The sequence below is a fragment of the Legionella impletisoli genome (genome assembly GCF_900639875.1).
Classification (GTDB): Bacteria; Pseudomonadota; Gammaproteobacteria; order Legionellales; family Legionellaceae; genus Legionella_A; species Legionella_A impletisoli.
This window is the reverse complement of record NZ_CAAAIA010000003.1, coordinates 39,108-56,656: the sequence shown is the minus strand read 5'-3', so window position 1 is coordinate 56,656 and position 17,549 is coordinate 39,108. Positions and strand designations below refer to the sequence as shown.

Here is a 17,549-nt window from a genome sequence, read left to right as displayed (position 1 = left end):
TCGTTTTACGGCTAAAAACCCAGCTGATTGACTCTAATTTCAGCTTGAATTCATTAAATAGGACCTGCTATCCGCCTCACTCAAGCTAAAATTAGAGCGCAATCATCTCAATTTTTTGCTCGCGAAACGAATTGTAAACAGGCCCTAGCCTTAAAATAAAAAAAGAGGCAAATGCCTCCTTAGAATAAAGTTAATTTGATTTAACATTCACTTTGCCATAAGGCGATGAGATGCTTCTCGATGAAAGGTAAGCTAGGTATGTATTAGTAATCCATAGCTCAGCTTACAAAAAATCAAATTAACCCTTGTTCATGATTCGCCTTCCAGGTTTAGGAGGCAAGCGCTGCTTTAGCCTGGTCTGCGATCGCGGCAAAAGCCACTTTATCGTGTACTGCCATATCCGCCAATACTTTTCGATCTAATTCGATTTGTGCTTTCTTAAGCCCATTGATCAATTGACTGTAAGATATGCCGCATTCTCTAGCCTGTGCATTGATTCGAGTGATCCAAAGTGCACGAAACTGGCGTTTCTTCTGACGACGGTCGCGATAAGCGTATTGACCCGCTTTGATTACCGCCTGCTTGGCAACTCGATACACCCGACTACGTGCGCCGTAATATCCTTTGGCTTGTTTTAATACTTTTTTGTGGCGTGCTTTGGCTGTAACGCCGCGTTTAACTCTTGGCATAATTCATTCTCCTCTTAACTACCGTGCAGCATACGTTCGGCCAAACGTGCATCACACTTCTTCAAAGTGTTTGCAGAAACACGTAAACGCCGTTTTTGCTTGGTTGATTTTTTAGTGAGGATATGGTTTCGGTATGCACCGCGACGCTTAATCGCACCACTAGCTGTTTTTTGGAAGCGTTTAGCTGCTCCGCGATGGGTTTTTAGCTTTGGCATAATAACTACTCCGCATTTAATGAGTCGGCCAATATACCTTCTGGTATAAAAGACCACTTTTTCGCTACTTCACTTTTTCTTCGGCGCTAACACCATCAATAACTGTCGACCTTCACGCTTGGCCTGCTGTTCAACCACAGCCAACTCTTCCGTATCTTTTTGTAAGCGTTCCATGATTTTCATGCCAACATCTTGATGAGCCACTTCACGCCCGCGAAAACGCAGGGTGATTTTGACTTTATCGCCATGATTAAGGAAACGTATCAGGTTGCGTAGCTTGACCTGATAATCCCCTTCTTCCGTCGTAGGACGGAATTTCAGCTCTTTGACTTGCGTTTGCTTTTGTTTCTTTTTCGCTTCCGCTTGTTTTTTACTAATTTCAAAGAGATATTTACCATAGTCCATAATACGACACACAGGAGGTTTAGCTGAAGGGGATATTTCCACTAAATCCAGCCCACTCTCTTCTGCAGCGCGCAGTGCTTCGCGTGTCGATATAATTCCAGCCTGGTTGCCATCTACATCAATTAAACGTACCTCTGGGACATTGATCTGTTCATTAATTCGTGCGCGATCAGCGTCACGTCTGTTTGATGCACTAATGGTTTAATCCTCCTGCTGGTTGTAAATTCATTAAGCAACGAAATCGTTTAAAATCGAATCGCGCTTGGTTATTGCTTTGCTTCAATTGCTTGACGTAACGTCTCGTATACTTCATCAATACTCATGGCGCTTAGGTCTTTTCCTTCACGTGTGCGAACGGAAACTTGATTATGTTCGACCTCTTTATCGCCAATAATTAATAAGTATGGCACTTTTTGCAAAGTATGCTCGCGAATTTTAAAGCCAATTTTCTCATTTCTCAAGTCATAATTTGAACGAATGCCTTTTTTTTGCAATATTTCATGCACTTTTTGCGCATATTCGTTGTGTTTTTCAGTGATGGTCAGCACGCTAGCTTGAATGGGAGATAACCAGGTCGGCATTATACCGGCGTGATGCTCTATTAAAATTCCCATGAATCGTTCAAAAGAACCTAAAATAGCGCGATGAATCATAACCGGCGTTTGCTTGGAACCATCTTCCGCCACAAACTGTGCACCTAGACGCTCAGGCATAGAAAAATCAATTTGAATCGTTCCGCATTGCCAAATTCTTCCTAAACAATCCGTTAATGAACACTCAATCTTAGGGCCATAAAATGCGCCTTCGCCTGGAGCATCAATGTATTCAATTCCACGATTGATCATTGCTTGGCTTAAAGCAGATTCCGCTTTATCCCAAACTGTATCAGAGCCGACTCTCAGTTCTGGACGCAATGCTAAGCGATAAATAATGTCTTCAAATCCAAAATCCGCATAAACCGATTGCACTAAGTCCAATAATTTGTCCACCTCCGATTGAATTTGATCTTCGGTACAAAAAATATGCGCATCATCTTGCACCATATTTCGAACGCGCATTAACCCATGCAAAGCTCCTGATGGCTCACAGCGATGACAATTTCCAAACTCAGAGAACCGCAATGGTAAATCACGGTAGCTTTTAAGTCCTTGATTAAATACTTGTACGTGACAAGGACAATTCATGGGCTTAACCGCGTAGTGGCGATTTTCAGTTTCAGTGATAAACATTTCATCGCGAAAATTTTGCCAATGACCTGACTTTTCCCACAATACACGATCAACTAATTGGGGAGTTTTTATTTCCTGATAGCCATAGTCGGCCAAACGACCGCGCATGTATTGCTCTAAGACTTGATAAATCGCCCAGCCTTTGGGATGCCAAAAAACCATACCCGGTGCAATTTCTTGAAAATGAAATAACCCCAGCGTTTTTCCTAACTTACGATGGTCACGTTTTTCAGCTTCTTCAATGCGATGCAAATACGCTTCTAATGCTTTTTTATCGCCCCAAGCAGTACCATAAATCCGTTGTAACATTTCGTTGTTTGAGTCGCCTCGCCAGTATGCACCCGCTAATTTCGTTAGTTTAAATGCTTTTAGAAACCCTGTTGAGGGCACATGGGGCCCGCGACATAAATCTTCAAAATCACCTTGTCGGTATAGCGAGATGGTTTCGTTTTCTGGGATCTCAGCAATAATTTTTGCCTTATACTCCTCACCTATGCTTTTAAAGTATTCAATCGCATCATTTCGCTGCATAGTTCGACGCGTGACAGGATAGTCTGCTTTTGCAAGCTCTTTCATTTTCGACTCAATTCGGTCTAAATCTTCAGGAGTAAAGGAGCGATCAAAGGCAAAGTCGTAATAAAATCCATCCTCAATGACAGGGCCAATGGTCACTTGTGCGCTGGGAAATAACTGCTTAACCGCTTGGGCTAAAAGATGGGCCGTTGAATGGCGGATGATGTCTAAACTAGCCGAGTCTTTTTCGGTAATAATAACCAATGAACCATCTTGAATGATTGGATAACTCACATCAACCAATTGACCATCCACCCGACCAGCAATTGCAGCTTTGGCAAGACCTGGGCTAATACTGTATGCAACGTCGCCAACGGTTACTGGATGTTCAAAGTGTTTAACGCTACCGTCAGGCAATTGAATATTTGGCATTTTTCCCTCATATACCACAAATTGGATCTGAGCGTTTAAGTCGCAAGCGTTTGCGTGGCCCATCGAAAAAAAAACCCTGCACAGCAGGGTTATCTGGTAGGCACGAGTGGGATCGAACCACCGACCACCACCATGTCAAGGTGGTGCTCTACCGCTGAGCTACGTGCCTATAATTCAATCTAAAAAGAAACTGGCGGGTATTATATTAGAGTGCTTACTCGAAAGCAATAATAAATAACGTGAGTTCGACAGAAAAGTCATTTATGACTATTCTGGTGCTAAACGAACGTTATCCCGTAAAAAGCGAAGTTTTTTCTACGGGCTCTATTCAAAATAAGCTCGCTCGAGATCAGAAAAATTTGAATTTTTTTGATCTCGAACTCACATTAAATACTATACTTTAAATAATGAAATAACGAGGGCAGGAGGATTCTGCCGCAGGAGATGTATATGGATAACCACGCTCCAGTTGATATTTTGTATGTGGAAGATGATGAAGTAGATATCAAATCAGCCTGTCGCACCTTTAAAAAGGTCAATGCCTTAATTAAAGTTGAAGCAGCTAAAAGTGGTGCTGAAGCGTTTGATAAGCTCTGTGGGCGAAATCAAGAAGAATCAATTCATCCAAAAATTATTTTGTTGGACCTGAACCTACCTAACATGGATGGCATTGAATTTTTAAAAAAGTTACGTGAGAATCCTGAATTCGCAGACATCACCGTTTTTGTCTTAACCGGAACATTTACCACAAAAGAAAAACTGGCTCTGGAGTCTTTAAATGTGCGCGATCATTTTATCAAACCTCTTGAGTACAGTGATGCTTTAAAAATATTTTGGGCCTTGGAGGCATCTTTTCCTGGCTAGGATGTACCATATGATAAACATAAATCCATCAGTTGACTTGACAGGAGAAAGGATTTTTTTGATTCCGATAAGACGCTTGTCTTTTGTTGGGTTGAAAATGGAATTTCGTTAATCATTGCTCTTAAATAATGAATTCCTTCAGGGTATCTTTTTTTAAACGCACTGAAATCATAAAACGTTAACGCTTCTTCGGGCAGGTTATAGTTTATTTTTAAGTTCCGTTTAATAATTTGTCCACCTTGAATATCCCCAAAATATCGTGTGTAGAAATGCCCTACCCAAGTTTCTAGTTGTGTTTCATTTTTTAAATATATGGCGTACGGATTTACCAAAATTGAATTCTTTAATGAGTTGAAATCGATTAAGTCAGATAAGATTTTTAAATCTTGTTTGATTTTTTCTGTGCGTAGGAGCTCTTCCCGATATAATACATGCTTAGAGCCATAAGATAAGTTTGATTCAAAAGTTTCATAGACTTCCAATAATAGATATAACAACAAGCCATAGTTAGATATGGACAACCTGCCATTCAACAATTGGATTACCCAAGGATGTTGTTCAACTTGAAGATGTAGCATAGCCGTTTGATCTTTTAAATAGCTTGATAAAGGCAATGATTCAGAACTCATTAAATTGCACCACCCGATCTTTTCCGGTTTGTTTGGCTTGATACAAAGCCTTATCCGCTTGTCGAACTAAAGGGGTAAATTTTGTTTGTTCAACCTCCGCTCGTGCAATTCCTGCCGAAATAGTAACCGGTACCAATTTACTCGATGGGGTGTAAAAACGATGGGTTCGGATAGCATTAAGAATATTTTCTATAATTTTTTTCCCTTCTGGTAGATCGCATCCATTCAAGATGACGAGGAATTCTTCGCCGCCATACCGAATAATGATATCGGTCTTTCTTAATTTCTTTCTAATGAGTTCCACAATCTTCGCCAATACCTCATCACCAAATGCATGACCATACTCGTCGTTAAGCAGTTTAAAATTATCTACATCTAGCATGGCGACACACAGCACTTTTTTATCTTTGCGCCGATTTTTTTCGAATTTACGAATGTATTCATTTAGAAAATGGCGGTTATACGCCTTGGTCAATGCATCCACAAAGGATTGTTCATAGAACTTTAACTGCACCCATTTATCTATCAAAATTCGCTTAATGATCTCAGCATATTTTAGATTCTCACTGCTCCAGGCTTTGCTATGATGAGCCACTTGCTCTTGCCAAGCTTTAAATGAGCTTCTAGGAGAATAATTTTCTTTTGTTGTCGCGTTATTTAAAACTTCCCTTGGATTTCCTGCCCAAGTAATAGTGGATATGTATTCTTCTCGAAAAAACAAAAGATAATAAGGTTTGGTCAAGGATAATGATATGACAAAAAGACCACAAAAAGGATGCTTGAACTGTTCCACCTTCGGAAATTGGAAAGGCAAATCATCACAATAATAAAATTCATGCGGTTTCTTTTTTTCTAACCAGCGTATTAATTCTCTGGTTTCTTCTTGACTAGGGTGTATCCCATCCGCGTAAAATTCCTCGTCAAGGAAACAAACAAACCCCGCAGCTTCCATCATCTTATTTAGGTTAATTTTTTTATGAGCAAACAGTTTTTCTAGTGAGTTTGTTTTTAATGCCAAGGCATGAAGTTTTGAGTATTCAGCAAGCATTAATACATTTTTTTCTCGTTTCATCACTTGCTCAATCATTACTTTATTTAATATAAAATGCTCAACCAGCAGCCGGCAGTAAAATCTATCTTGTGGGTGAACATATTTTGTCGTTTTATGTTGGCAAGCGATTAACCCCCATAACGCATTATTTATAATAACAGGTATCGTAAAGGCTGCCTCGGCATCCATGTTTTTTAGATAATCGTAATGAACGCCGCTTAAGGCTCGACCATCAGCCCTAAGCAGTAACTCGTTGCAGGGCTCGTTTTGGCAAGAGATTTGTATTTTGTCCGCATCAATATCTGGTAGATAGCGATATAAAATATCATGGAATAATTCACGAACAGGCAGTGGGACATCGGTATCAGGAAAATAATAACCTTCATAAGAGGCTACGGATTTTACTTTTTTCTCAGCAATCACAATCCCCGTAAAATCGGGATTAAATTGATACGCTCTCACTACATCAAAGTCTAGGTATTTGAATAGGGTTGAAACCAGATGGTCGACCAATTGCTTTTCAGTTGGTAATTTTGGGTACGCTGTTATAATTTGATTGTACGATTCAAGAAACGAACTATAATCATGGATTAAAGGCTTGGTGTTTACCTTTTCGAATTCAAGTAGAATAAATTCACCAAGCTTCTGTGATCTTAGCCAAATCGTGTCATCTTCTTGTTTTTGAAATCTTTGATAATGGCGTATATTGCCCTGGTTTAGGTGTTCTTTAAGCGTGAGAGCGTCTTTTTCTTCCAGCTTGCCTATGGAATGATTTAATAAAATTTCTTTACTCGCTAAGCCAAGCTCATCCCAATTTTCACTTAAAGCGCGCACAATGTGTTTAGCATCTAAAATGGCGATATAAAAATAAGGCTGCAAGGCAAAATCGTCTTTTAAACGAATCGAATCACAGAAATTATTGTTTAACCTATCCATGTTCATGAGCAATCCATGTATTAATCCTTCCTTACTGGCTTTACTGGGAGTTGGTTATTTCAATAGATGAACTTAGAATAGCATGAACTGGATTTACATCGATACTATTTCGCTCTTTGTCTTCTTTTCTCTTTAGGGTCAATTAATAAAGGTCGGTAGATTTCAATTCGATCGCCGGGTTTCACCAGCTTGTTCGGTAATACTTTTTTAGAAAAAATGCCAAGTTCAAGGCCCTCTACTTCTGGATTGGTTTTTTTTATGCCGGATTGCTCCAGCACCTCTCTGACCGTACTACCTGGTTTAACCATGAGTTTTAAGTGAATTAACGGTTTATTTTCTGGAGCATACACCACTTCAACCTTTACCATGTATAGTCTCCGCTCTCTCGCAAAAAGCATCCACCATTTTACTGCTGACTTGTTCAAACACAGGGCCAAGCAACATTGAAAACATACGTCCTGCAAAATCAAATTCTAGGTCAAACGAGACATGGCAGCCCTCTTCTGTCTCATCAAATCGCCAAAAACCCTCTAGATGACTAAATGGGCCATCCACGAGTCTTATTTCAATCATTTTATTGGTTTGGAGACGGTTGCGTGTGGTAAAGGACTTACTTATCCCCGCTGCACAAATGACTAACGTGGCTTGAACCTCATCTTCATCGCGATGGTGCACAATGCTCTTTGAAAAATACGGCAAAAATTCTTCATATTTTTCGACATCATTGACAAGGTTATACATTTGTTCACAGGTATAAGGAACGGTTCGTGATTGTTTTACAATGGTCATTTATCCTCTCCTGCCTGGGAAGGCTTTGCTGAAATATGCTCATTTAGCCAGCGATTTAAATCGATTAATTCTGGGTAACAAACCGCATGCCCCATGGAATAAGCGCGAGAAAAAATAGACTGTAACCCTTGCGATTTTAACCACTCGATGGTGGCCTCAGATAAAGTGGGCACAATCAAATCATCTAATTGCCCATAACCTACAAAAATGGGAAGAGTTACGTCTTGGTTAATGGTGCATTCTTCGTGTAGTGGCAACCAAGTCGATAACCCAATAATGCCCCCCAAAGGCTTCTTATATCGCAAGCCAGTAAATAACGCCATCGAACCGCCTTGGGAAAATCCGGCTAAAAAAATCTGTTTAGAAGAGAAACCAGCTTCTAATTGCTGAGATATAACATTTTGTATGGTTGCTTCAGAAGATAAAATTCCAGACCGATCCACTTGATCTCTAAAGTTAAAACTATAAATATCATACCAAGCGCGCATAGGCATACGATTATTTGCCGTTACCTCTTGAATGGGTGCTTCCACAAAAACGTGGCGAACGGGCTGTTCAATATTAAGCTCCTGGGCCAATCCTTTCATATCCTGAGCATCGGCACCTAAACCATGCATCCATATGATGCATGCTACTCCTGGGCCTTGTGGCTCGCTGGTGTAAAAATTCAACGCATTACTCCAAGGAAAAAGGCAAATTATCGCTAAAGCGTTGACACATAGCAAGAATTGGATGAAACGCTTTTGGAATCTCATCTGCACGAAAAATTCCATGTTTTCGTTCGTACGAAGGGATTCGTCTTTAAGCTGTCTCTTGATCACATCTTAAGCCTACGCCACATGACTTGACCGGTGGCCTAGTGTTTTAGCGCAGTACTTATGGATTCTCTGGCCAAGCCACAGAACCTAGAAGACTAGAGCTGGACTAGATTTCAGTGATGTGTAGAAGATTCAGGCCCTTAAGGGGGTACGTGTTAAGCTCTTTGATGTAGTATACTCTGAGGCTCGTAATAAAAACTTCATGATTCAATGACTACTGCCAAACACTTACGCAATTTATTTAAGCGGTCAATAGGGCTTTTTATACTGATTTGTTTGCTAGGCGCTTGCGGCCAAAAAGGACCGTTGTATTTGCCTGAACCTCATCAAGGGGAATCAAAACAATCATGAGCATACAATTCACTAAAATGCATGGCTTAGGAAATGATTTTATCGTTATGGATGGCATCCACCAGTCCATTACTTTAACCCCAAAAGAAGTGAAAGCACTCAGTTGTCGTCACACTGGTATTGGGTTTGATCAATGTTTGATCGTTGAAAAAAGTAAACGCCTTGGGGTTGATTTTTTTTACCGCATTTACAATGCAGATGGTCAGGAAGTTGGTCAATGTGGTAATGGCGCACGATGTCTTGCTCGTTTTATTGCGCATTATGGTTTAAGCAACCAATCGAAACTTACCGTTGAAACCCATACTGCTCGTATGGTTTTACACTTAAACCCCGACAACACCGTGACCGTCAACATGGGGAAACCGAAACTTCATCCGGAAGCGATCCCTTTACTTGCAGAAAAAGAGCAACCACTTTATGAATTAAAACTTGTTTCATCTGAAGAATACGCGTTTCATGCGATTCATGTTGGCAATCCTCATGCGGTACTTTTAGTGGATAACGTTCATGAAGCTCCCGTTAAAGAAGTCGGCCCACTTCTTAGCCATCATCCAATATTCCCAGAGCAAGCAAACATTGGCTTTATGGAAATTAAAAATTCCCATCACATCAAACTTAGGGTATATGAACGCGGCAGTGGGGAAACTCAAGCCTGTGGCAGTGGTGCGGTGGCAGCAGCAGCAGTTGGAAGGCTTTTTCACAGTTTAGATCCCAAAATCCAAGTTGATCTACCTGGCGGCTCTCTGAGGGTTGAATGGGAAAACAAAGAAGATGATTTGTTTTTAACAGGACCGGCCTTATTTGTATATGAAGGTCGCCTCATGGCAAGTTTGTGAAGGGAAACCTATGCGTATCGTAATACTGGGTGCAGGTCAGGTTGGGGGAACATTAGCACGTAATCTCGCTCATGAAGACAACGATATTACATTAGTTGATATCGATGGTACGCGTTTGCGTGATATTCAACACCGCCTTGATATTAAAACGGTTCAAGGCTGTGCCTCACATCCTAATATTCTTATTGATGCAGGAATTGAGCAGGCGGATATGCTTATTGCAGTGACGAACAGCGATGAAATCAACATGATGGGATGTCAAATTGCCTATAGCTTGTTTCGTACTCCGAATAAAATCGCGCGCATTCGCTCAAGGCATTACTATCAATATCCTGATTTATTTAGTCATGAACACATTCCAGTTGATGTTTGCATTAGCCCTGAAAAATTAGTCACTGAACACATTGTGAAATTAATTGATTATCCAGGAGCGTCCAATATCCTTGATTTTTCCGACGGTCGCGTTCTTCTTGTAACGATTAAGCCTCAATCTGATGGAATCATGATTGGAAAAACCATTAAAGAACTGGATCATCATTTAAGCGCAATTGAGGCTGGGGTAGTAGCGGTGTTTCGAGATAATGTTGCGTTACCAATGGAAGAGCAATGCGTTATTGAAAAAGATGATGATGTCTTGTTTATTGCCTCCCCACAAGCCATCCAGCAAGTATTAATCGCATTAGGTCGATATACTCACCCCAATCGCCGCTTAATCATCGCAGGTGGTGGACATATTGGCAGCAAATTAGCTCAAGCCCTAGAGTCCCATTATCGTATAAAAGTCATTGAACATAACTTTGAACGTGCTAATTACCTCGCGTCACAATTACATAAATCCACAATATTACAAGGTGATATTGCGGATCGTGATTTATTAGTTAACGAAAACATTGAATTTACGGACGTATTTTGTGCTGTAACCAATGACGATGAAGCAAATATTATGTCTTGCCTACAGGCAAAAAGGCTGGGGACACGTCATGTTATGGCCTTGGTGAATCGCAGCACATATGTCGATTTAATTAATGACAGCAACATCGATCACGCTATATCACCACAACGAATCACCATTGGCAGCATTCTAACCAAACTGCGACGTGGAAATATGGTCAAAGTTCATCGCTTACATGAAGAAGCCGAAGCGATTGAGCTTATCATTCACGGTGATGAAACCACCTCAAAAGTTATCGGTCGCACCTTAGATCAAATTGATTTGCCCCCTACTTGTCTCATTGCTGCGATTGTAAGAGGAGAAACGGTTTACATTGCTCGTAGCGAAATCACTTTACAGCCCGAAGATCACGTCATTTTACTCTTGCATAAACGCCGCTATGTACGTCAAGTGGAGTCTTTGTTTCAAGTTAACTTAAGTTTCTTAGATTAGGTTCCTTTTATTATGCAAATTAAAACCATTCTGCGATTAATTGGCTTGTTATTAATGATTTTCAGCCTAAGCATGCTAACGCCATTAATTTTTAATTTTATTTTTCATGAGGATTTCTGGTGGCCTTTTATAGCGGCCTTTTTCTGTACCTTAGGTACTGGGGCTATACTCTGGTTTTGCTTCAAAAATCATCGCAATGACTTGAAAACTCGCGATGGTTTTCTCATTGTGGTTTTATTTTGGTTTGTGTTGTGCTTGTTTGCTTCGCTACCCTTTGTGTTTGCGATAAATAAAGAAACACACAGCCTAACGGATGCGGTGTTTGAATCGGTGTCTGGCTTCACCACCACAGGGGCTACCATTATCCGCCACATCGATGATTTGCCTCACGCCGTATTATACTATCGCCAGCAACTGCAATTTTTAGGCGGAATGGGTATTATTGTTTTGGCCATCGCAATTTTACCTATGCTTCGCGTCGGCGGAATGCAGCTTTATCGAGCAGAAACTCCAGGGCCTATGAAAGAATCAAAATTAACCCCACGAATTGCACAAACGGCAAAGGCGCTATGGTCTATATATTTTCTACTGACGTTACTGTGTATGTTGTGCTATTGGGCTGCTGGCATGGATTGGTTTGATGCTTTGGGCGAAAGCTTTTCTACCGTTTCAACAGGGGGCTTTTCTCTGCATGATCAAAGTTTTGCATATTATCACAGCAACACCATCGAGCTTATTGCTTCATTTTTTATGATTTTAGGCGCCACCAATTTTGCATTGCATTTTTTAGCGATAAAAAAACGCGCCTTCACCCATTATTGGCAAGATGAGGAATTTCGGTTTTACATTAAAGTATTATTCTTAGCAACTTGCATCGTTACCGCAGGTCTCATTACTTATGGATATTTTGAGGCCAATCATCATGCATTTGTAAAAAGCTTATTTAACATTATCTCCCTAGCAACCACGACCGGTTTTATATCTTCTCCTTTTAGTGCCTGGCCAACGTTTATCCCTGTGATGATTTTGATCTTAGCTATTATAGGCGGGTGTGCCGGTTCAACCTGTGGTGGAGTTAAAGTACTCAGAGCGTTATTATTGTTTAAACAAAGCAAGCGCGAAATGTCGCGCTTACTACATCCTAATGCCATTATTCCAATCAAGTTTGGCGAACATATTCTTGATGAGCCTGTATTGCAATCGATGTGGGGATTTATCTCCGTGTTTATTGCTTTATTTTTAGGATTGATGGTCTTGTTTATGGCCTTTGGAAATGATTTTGTCACTTCATTTTCAGCAATTGTTGCTTCCTTAGCGAATGCAGGAGCAGGCATTGGAGCCATTAGCGTGACCTTTGATCATTTAAATCTTCCCAGCAAGTGGTTATTGATGTTTGCTATGATTGCAGGGCGTTTGGAAATTTTTTCGCTGCTCATTTTGTTTTCACGACAGTTTTGGCAAAAATAAGATATAAAATCAAGAATCTTCCCTATTCAATTCCTGATTCCTGATTCCTGATTCCTGATTTCTGATTCCTGATTCCTGACTCCTAACTCCTGACTCCTGACTCCTGACTCCTGACTCCTTTAGTTTCCAACGTTTATGGAGCCAAAGCCATTGCTCCGGATGGGCTAGGATGATCTTTTCCAGCGCTTGATTATAGGTTTTTGTATTCTGGTAAATCGATTCTTGGGTACTGCCGTAATCCTGCCAATAAATGGGTTCATGAAATTCTAAGACATGATGTTTTTTACCTAGCCGATATCCTGCAGCCGGGATCACTGGTACGCCAGTATGACGAGCAAAACTCGCTAAACTTCGATAGGTTCCTGCTTTTTTACCAAAAAATTCTACAGCCACTCCATCACGATTAACGATAGAGGCATGTTGATCCAATACAAAAACCACGGCGTGATTTTGCTCTAATGCATCACAGACCTGCTGCAATGAATTTTTTTTGGGAATGACATGAAGACCTGCTTTGTAATAACGACGAAACAAGATCCGCTCAAGCCATTTATTACCTAAGGTTCGTCGAATAAAATGAAACTGTCCCTGAAATTCCTTAAAATTTAAAATCCCACCTATGGGCGCAAACTCCCAATTTCCAAAATGGCCCGTTAAGATGAGTACGCCTCGACCTTCACCGGCCACGCTGAGTAGCTGCTCATAGCCACGAACTTCAACTTGGTTTTTTAAAGCTCGTTCACTCATGAAACGAAGTTGAAAGGTTTCTTTTAGCGAAGTGGCTAAATGAGAATAAAACGACTTTGCCAAATGAATTTGTTCTTTCTCTGACAAATCATCGCCAAAGACTTGCCTGATGTTAGAGAGCACGATGCGCTTTCTATAAGGCAAAAAATAATAAAAAAACTTTCCCACAACACTGAGAGGAAGCTTACGGACATCAACATTTTTAGTCATCACAACGCTTAATAATCAAACTCGCATTAATACTGCCAAACCCTCGATTCACGAGCAACGAATAAGGTTTAGATTTATCCAGTTCGCGATGCTCACGTGAAAGATTAAGCACCTTACAAGAATCAGCTGCTTTTTCAAAATTAGCGATACCCGGGATAGTGCCAGTTTCTAGCGACTTTGTAGCCAATACCCCATCAACTAATCCAGACGCACAAACGGTATGGCCCATAGACCATTTAAATGCAGTAACGGGCACAGAATATTGACCAAATACTTGTGTAAGTGCTTTAGCCTCGGTTTCATCTGATTTTACATTCCCATTGCCATGGGCAACCACCATACCGAAGGATTCGACATCCAACTGATGACTTTCTAGCATCTGATTAATGGATTGTGCTAAATGCACTCCACCTTCTTCTACAGAAAAAAGCCCATCTGCTTCAGTGGACGTTGAGCCTGTGATGATTTCAGCAAAACATGAAGCAGAGCGAGCTTTCGCGCTCGCTTCACTTTCTAAAACCATTGCAGCAGCCCCTTCTGCTAAAATAGTGCCATCATGCTGCTCGTCAAAGGGTTTTAAGTGGCGGTAGCTAATTACACCGAGTTTGTCATAATAAAATAACGCTTGCGGCTCTGTAGCCATATCATAGGCGATGACAACGGCACGAGAAATAAGTCCTTGTTGGATAGCATGATATGCTTCCAGGACTGCTTGTAAGCCACCTACCGCATGATTGGTTATATTATGATTTGGGCCTTTAAATCCATACGTTATTCCTGTGTAAGCTAATACATTATTAGGCAGTATACGCAAAAGCCACATCGGGTGAACTTCTTCAAAGAGCTTCTCGGCAAAAGCTTGCATGTTGTCACCAGTTTTACTCACGAGTGACAAAAAATCATATTGTTGAAAATACTTATTGCCAGGCGAGCCAACATAGACTCCAGTCCTGTTGTTAAATTCTTCAGATAGGTCCAACCCATCTCGGTAAGGCAATAGCTGGCTATGTTCCACGGCTTGCATTGCGGCATTAATCCCCATCACATCTTGACGAGAAATTACTTTCATTAATTTGCGATCGGGTAACAATTTTGCAGGCTGAAATGCTTTTAGCTCACCACCGAGCCGACATGGCCAAGAAGAGATATCCCATTCTTTGATTTCATCAATACCTTGTTTACCTTGAAGAACAGAAGACCAGGTTTCTTCTGCATTCGCACCACTTGCAGTCAAGGCGCTATAGCCTGTGATAAATACTCGATGATTCTCACTCATGCCCCACTCCTTCAAACTCAGGATGCTTAAATAATAAACTACTGTTTGATCCACCAAATCCAAACGAGTTGGAGAGCACCACGCCTAACGATTTTTCGCGCGGTCCATCGACAATATAATCTAGGTCGCAATCAGGATCAGGCGTCGTTAAGTTCGCTGTTTTGGGAACCTGGGCCTTTTGAATAGCTAGAATGGATAAAACCGCCTCTAAAGCACCCGCAGCTGCAATAAGGTGTCCGGTTTGACTCTTAGTGGAACTCACTGGGATCTGTTTCGCTTTATTGCCAAACACCGCTTTAATCGCATTCGTTTCACTTAAGTCATTCATTTTTGTCGATGTGCCATGAGCATTAATGTAATCGACATCATTCACTTGAACACCGCCATCGCGAATCGCCTGTTGCATCGCTTGTATCGCACCATCACCATTTGGATGGGAATCTGTAATTCGATAAGAACTTAAGGTATTACCCTCACCAGCTAATTCGGCATAAATATGGGCCCCGCGCGCCTTGGCTTTAGACCATTCCTCAAGCACTAAAAAGGCTGCGCCTTCTCCTAAGACAAATCCATTTCTTGTGCCGTCAAAAGGACGACTTGCTGTTTCAGGGGTTTCATTGTACGTTGATAATGCACCAAGAAGGCAAAAGCTTGAAAGCCCTAATGGATTAATCATTGAATCAAATCCACCTGCCAACATAAAATCTGCATCGCCTCGCCGAATCACCTGCAGGGCAAGACCTAATGCTTGGCCCCCCGAGGCACAGGCAGTATGTACAGAGCTTGCATACCCTCGAATATTAAATTGTTGGATTAATAACGATAAGCCAGCATTTGATGTGGTTTTCCCAAAATCAACAAGCTGATAAAACGATTGTTCCTGACGGTGCAATTCATGCCAATTAATTTCGCCTTCTGAAGCACAAACTTTTTGAAAACGATTTAAATAATCAAATTCTGCCGTCATCATGCCACTGCCTGTGACAACACCCCAACGATTCGCGTTGGTTTCAGTCGGTAAAATTCCAGCATCATCAAACGCTTGAATGGCCGCATCTAGAGCAAAGTTGGTAAAGGACATAGCAAAGCGCTTGTGCTTGCCGAAGCGCTCTAAAGGAGGGGTATAATCTTTGACTTCCGCGGCTATACGAGTTGGAAACGCATGGGCATCAAATTGTTTAATTTCAGCCACACCAGACTTTCCGGCCATTAAATTTTGCCAAGTCGATTGAGCATCATGGCCTAAAGGGGAAACAACGCCTATCCCCGTAATTGCAACTCGTCGTTTTTTCATCATAAATCCTTCGCGGTCATTACCACTTCTAATACGCAAACTCGCTTACCATTTACTTCACTGCGAAAACCTAAAGTAATTTCATCATCGGCTTGGTGTTTAACCATAAGATGACTTAGCAATCTATCACCTGGCACAACAAATTCATTCATTTTGATTTTTCGCATTTCGCGAACTAAATAGGCCTTATCAAATGCTGATTGTTGGATAAACTCATTGGCCATATTAAGCTTCGATTCCAATAGAACGGTCATAGGCAAGACGGGTTTTTTAGGAAAATGGTCGGGGAAATAAGGAGCGGTTGGATTCACATACATTTCAGCAACCATTTCCACACCGGGCTTTAAGTCCAAGACGCGATCAAAGCTCATTGGAAAGTATATACTGGTTAAAGTATTGTTCTCTTTAGGAGTTAAGTTTTCATCGCTCGATGATTGACTATGAATTTCAAAAAATTGGTTTCGAATGGTCGCATCGTCAATAAAATCAGCCATGGGTAACATCGGGCCCAAGGCGCTGTCAATTCGAAACACTTCTTCATCATCAACATAGGCATGACTATGATAACGAACAGAGGTTTCATCCCATGCGTCGATAACGGATTCCAGTAACAGCGTTTCACCAACATACACAGGCCGAAGCAAATGAGCGCTGGAAACGATGCCTGCCACAGGACGAGCCGTAAAATCATTAGAATACATGACATTCCAGGCTGCGAGCTGGCCTAATGTTTCACCAATTAAAGAAGGAATAAAACAAGAGCGACCATCTTTAGCGCGAGTCAAGTAAAAATCGTTATTCGTGACTTGTTTTACCCCCCGAGTCATTTGACCGGGGGTTAACTCTAAAATTCTGTCAACAAATAAAAACCGCATTAAGCTACTGGTTCAGCTGTTTTTTGTTCATTTACGGCAGAGACAATCAGTTTACAAAAGGTTTCAACCGTAAAAAGAGTAGGGATTTCATTGACTTTCAAATTGGGTTTAAAATGTTCAGCGGGTACTTCACTGAGGTAGCATTTTAATGCTTTCATGCCATTTTCAGTTAAGACGCCACCTTTTTCAAACTCATCTTCTGCTAAATCACCACGGGCATTTTTTTCCAACTGCCCACGAGGGATTTTTATATTAAATTCTTTTTCAAGTTGGAATACTAAATCGAGGAAGTCAATTGATTCAGCGCCTAAATCGGCTATGAGGCGGCTGTTTAATGAAACTTCTTCTTCATCGATTACTAAGACGTCGGCAACGATTTCCCGCACCTTTGGGTAAACATGTTCTACGTTCATTTTATTCCTCTGTGATACCAACATTTTTCAAAATGTTCGCAGTATATCATAAGTTTTCTGAATACAGCTATGTTAGTCATAAAATGACAGGGCAAACGCATCTAATTTTTTCACTTGACACGCTTT

Annotated in this window: 19 protein-coding genes and 1 tRNA gene; 5 read left to right on the top strand and 15 right to left on the bottom strand. The window is 41.0% G+C overall.

From position 1 onward, the window contains the following. Positions 1-329: 329 nt before the first annotated feature. The 5 genes from rplT to E1O41_RS04350 form a co-directional block, all read right to left on the bottom strand. Positions 330-689 carry a 50S ribosomal protein L20 gene (gene rplT, locus E1O41_RS04370; protein WP_131776103.1) on the bottom strand — a complete coding sequence of 120 codons (360 nt, stop codon included), beginning with the start codon at positions 687-689 and terminating at the stop codon, positions 330-332. Between the two features lie 14 nt (positions 690-703). After that, entirely contained in the window at positions 704-904 is a 201-nt protein-coding gene (gene rpmI, locus E1O41_RS04365) for a 50S ribosomal protein L35 (protein WP_131776102.1), read from the bottom strand. 69 nt (positions 905-973) lie between these two features. Beyond that, the gene (infC, locus tag E1O41_RS04360; protein ID WP_131776100.1) at positions 974-1,507 is read right to left on the bottom strand and encodes a translation initiation factor IF-3; all 534 of its coding nucleotides are present in this window, start codon (positions 1,505-1,507) and stop codon (positions 974-976) included. Positions 1,508-1,575: 68 nt separating this feature from the next. Then, positions 1,576-3,483, bottom strand: a complete 1,908-nt coding sequence (gene thrS, locus E1O41_RS04355) for a threonine--tRNA ligase (RefSeq protein ID WP_131776099.1) — start codon at positions 3,481-3,483, stop codon at positions 1,576-1,578. A gap of 94 nt (positions 3,484-3,577) precedes the next feature. Next, positions 3,578-3,652: transfer RNA gene (locus E1O41_RS04350), tRNA-Val, on the bottom strand. A gap of 281 nt (positions 3,653-3,933) precedes the next feature. On the opposite strand from E1O41_RS04350, the gene E1O41_RS04345 reads away from it, so the two are divergent. Further along, complete coding sequence (locus E1O41_RS04345) at positions 3,934-4,347, top strand: response regulator (protein ID WP_131776098.1); 414 nt, start codon at positions 3,934-3,936, stop codon at positions 4,345-4,347. Here E1O41_RS04345 and E1O41_RS04340 read toward each other — a convergent pair. The 5 genes from E1O41_RS04340 to E1O41_RS04320 all read right to left on the bottom strand — a co-directional run bounded on the left by E1O41_RS04340 (position 4,344) and on the right by E1O41_RS04320 (position 8,423). Continuing rightward, a complete protein-coding gene (locus tag E1O41_RS04340) occupies positions 4,344-4,976 on the bottom strand; it encodes a biliverdin-producing heme oxygenase (RefSeq protein ID WP_131776097.1) in 633 nt (210 codons plus the stop codon). The genes E1O41_RS04345 and E1O41_RS04340 overlap by 4 nt on opposite strands. Then, on the bottom strand, positions 4,966-6,963 hold the full coding sequence (locus tag E1O41_RS04335) for a sensor domain-containing diguanylate cyclase (RefSeq protein WP_165481102.1): 1,998 nt from the start codon (positions 6,961-6,963) through the stop codon (positions 4,966-4,968). The genes E1O41_RS04340 and E1O41_RS04335 overlap by 11 nt, the downstream gene beginning before the upstream one ends. A 104-nt stretch (positions 6,964-7,067) precedes the next feature. Then, positions 7,068-7,331 carry an RnfH family protein gene (locus E1O41_RS04330; protein ID WP_131776094.1) on the bottom strand — a complete coding sequence of 88 codons (264 nt, stop codon included), beginning with the start codon at positions 7,329-7,331 and terminating at the stop codon, positions 7,068-7,070. Continuing rightward, positions 7,318-7,752, bottom strand: coding sequence for a type II toxin-antitoxin system RatA family toxin (locus E1O41_RS04325; protein WP_131776092.1), 435 nt, complete (start codon positions 7,750-7,752; stop codon positions 7,318-7,320). The genes E1O41_RS04330 and E1O41_RS04325 overlap by 14 nt, the downstream gene beginning before the upstream one ends. After that, positions 7,749-8,423, bottom strand: a complete 675-nt coding sequence (locus tag E1O41_RS04320) for an alpha/beta hydrolase (RefSeq protein ID WP_165481101.1) — start codon at positions 8,421-8,423, stop codon at positions 7,749-7,751. The genes E1O41_RS04325 and E1O41_RS04320 overlap by 4 nt, the downstream gene beginning before the upstream one ends. 357 nt (positions 8,424-8,780) lie before the next feature. Between E1O41_RS04320 and lptM the strand changes: the two genes are divergently transcribed. Genes lptM through E1O41_RS04300 form a run of 4 tightly spaced genes read left to right on the top strand, consistent with a single transcriptional unit; the run spans position 8,781 to position 12,608 of the window. Continuing rightward, entirely contained in the window at positions 8,781-8,921 is a 141-nt protein-coding gene (lptM, locus tag E1O41_RS04315; protein WP_131776090.1) for an LPS translocon maturation chaperone LptM, read from the top strand. After that, entirely contained in the window at positions 8,918-9,757 is an 840-nt protein-coding gene (gene dapF / locus E1O41_RS04310; protein ID WP_131776089.1) for a diaminopimelate epimerase, read from the top strand. The genes lptM and dapF overlap by 4 nt, the downstream gene beginning before the upstream one ends. 10 nt (positions 9,758-9,767) lie before the next feature. After that, complete coding sequence (gene trkA / locus E1O41_RS04305) at positions 9,768-11,141, top strand: Trk system potassium transporter TrkA (protein WP_131776088.1); 1,374 nt, start codon at positions 9,768-9,770, stop codon at positions 11,139-11,141. Positions 11,142-11,153: 12 nt separating this feature from the next. Beyond that, positions 11,154-12,608: a TrkH family potassium uptake protein gene (locus tag E1O41_RS04300; protein WP_131776087.1), complete on the top strand. Its 1,455-nt coding sequence runs from the start codon at positions 11,154-11,156 to the stop codon at positions 12,606-12,608. Between the two features lie 9 nt (positions 12,609-12,617). Here E1O41_RS04300 and E1O41_RS04295 read toward each other — a convergent pair whose 3' ends face one another. Genes E1O41_RS04295 through E1O41_RS04275 form a run of 5 tightly spaced genes read right to left on the bottom strand, consistent with a single transcriptional unit; the run spans position 12,618 to position 17,423 of the window. Further along, positions 12,618-13,565, bottom strand: coding sequence for a lysophospholipid acyltransferase family protein (locus E1O41_RS04295; RefSeq protein WP_131776086.1), 948 nt, complete (start codon positions 13,563-13,565; stop codon positions 12,618-12,620). Then, complete coding sequence (locus tag E1O41_RS04290; protein WP_131776085.1) at positions 13,558-14,841, bottom strand: beta-ketoacyl-[acyl-carrier-protein] synthase family protein; 1,284 nt, start codon at positions 14,839-14,841, stop codon at positions 13,558-13,560. The genes E1O41_RS04295 and E1O41_RS04290 overlap by 8 nt, the downstream gene beginning before the upstream one ends. Continuing rightward, complete coding sequence (locus E1O41_RS04285; protein WP_131776084.1) at positions 14,834-16,135, bottom strand: beta-ketoacyl-[acyl-carrier-protein] synthase family protein; 1,302 nt, start codon at positions 16,133-16,135, stop codon at positions 14,834-14,836. Before E1O41_RS04285 ends, E1O41_RS04290 begins: the two co-directional genes overlap by 8 nt. Next, positions 16,135-17,010, bottom strand: coding sequence for an ApeI family dehydratase (locus E1O41_RS04280; protein WP_131776083.1), 876 nt, complete (start codon positions 17,008-17,010; stop codon positions 16,135-16,137). The genes E1O41_RS04285 and E1O41_RS04280 overlap by 1 nt, the downstream gene beginning before the upstream one ends. Further along, complete coding sequence (locus E1O41_RS04275; protein WP_131776082.1) at positions 17,010-17,423, bottom strand: acyl carrier protein; 414 nt, start codon at positions 17,421-17,423, stop codon at positions 17,010-17,012. Before E1O41_RS04275 ends, E1O41_RS04280 begins: the two co-directional genes overlap by 1 nt. Between the last annotated feature and the right edge of the window lie 126 nt (positions 17,424-17,549).

What these genes read in the sequence shown, in the direction of transcription:
- rplT (WP_131776103.1), bottom strand. Translation starts at nt 689, where the DNA reads ATGCCAAGAGTTAAACGCGGCGTTACAGCCAAAGCACGCCACAAAAAA.
- rpmI (WP_131776102.1), bottom strand. Translation starts at nt 904, where the DNA reads ATGCCAAAGCTAAAAACCCATCGCGGAGCAGCTAAACGCTTCCAAAAA.
- thrS (WP_131776099.1), bottom strand. Translation starts at nt 3,483, where the DNA reads ATGCCAAATATTCAATTGCCTGACGGTAGCGTTAAACACTTTGAACAT.
- E1O41_RS04345 (WP_131776098.1), top strand. Translation starts at nt 3,934, where the DNA reads ATGGATAACCACGCTCCAGTTGATATTTTGTATGTGGAAGATGATGAA.
- E1O41_RS04340 (WP_131776097.1), bottom strand. Translation starts at nt 4,976, where the DNA reads ATGAGTTCTGAATCATTGCCTTTATCAAGCTATTTAAAAGATCAAACG.
- E1O41_RS04335 (WP_165481102.1), bottom strand. Translation starts at nt 6,963, where the DNA reads ATGGATAGGTTAAACAATAATTTCTGTGATTCGATTCGTTTAAAAGAC.
- E1O41_RS04330 (WP_131776094.1), bottom strand. Translation starts at nt 7,331, where the DNA reads ATGGTAAAGGTTGAAGTGGTGTATGCTCCAGAAAATAAACCGTTAATT.
- E1O41_RS04325 (WP_131776092.1), bottom strand. Translation starts at nt 7,752, where the DNA reads ATGACCATTGTAAAACAATCACGAACCGTTCCTTATACCTGTGAACAA.
- lptM (WP_131776090.1), top strand. Translation starts at nt 8,781, where the DNA reads ATGACTACTGCCAAACACTTACGCAATTTATTTAAGCGGTCAATAGGG.
- dapF (WP_131776089.1), top strand. Translation starts at nt 8,918, where the DNA reads ATGAGCATACAATTCACTAAAATGCATGGCTTAGGAAATGATTTTATC.
- trkA (WP_131776088.1), top strand. Translation starts at nt 9,768, where the DNA reads ATGCGTATCGTAATACTGGGTGCAGGTCAGGTTGGGGGAACATTAGCA.
- E1O41_RS04300 (WP_131776087.1), top strand. Translation starts at nt 11,154, where the DNA reads ATGCAAATTAAAACCATTCTGCGATTAATTGGCTTGTTATTAATGATT.
- E1O41_RS04295 (WP_131776086.1), bottom strand. Translation starts at nt 13,565, where the DNA reads ATGACTAAAAATGTTGATGTCCGTAAGCTTCCTCTCAGTGTTGTGGGA.
- E1O41_RS04290 (WP_131776085.1), bottom strand. Translation starts at nt 14,841, where the DNA reads ATGAGTGAGAATCATCGAGTATTTATCACAGGCTATAGCGCCTTGACT.
- E1O41_RS04285 (WP_131776084.1), bottom strand. Translation starts at nt 16,135, where the DNA reads ATGAAAAAACGACGAGTTGCAATTACGGGGATAGGCGTTGTTTCCCCT.
- E1O41_RS04280 (WP_131776083.1), bottom strand. Translation starts at nt 17,010, where the DNA reads ATGCGGTTTTTATTTGTTGACAGAATTTTAGAGTTAACCCCCGGTCAA.
- E1O41_RS04275 (WP_131776082.1), bottom strand. Translation starts at nt 17,423, where the DNA reads ATGAACGTAGAACATGTTTACCCAAAGGTGCGGGAAATCGTTGCCGAC.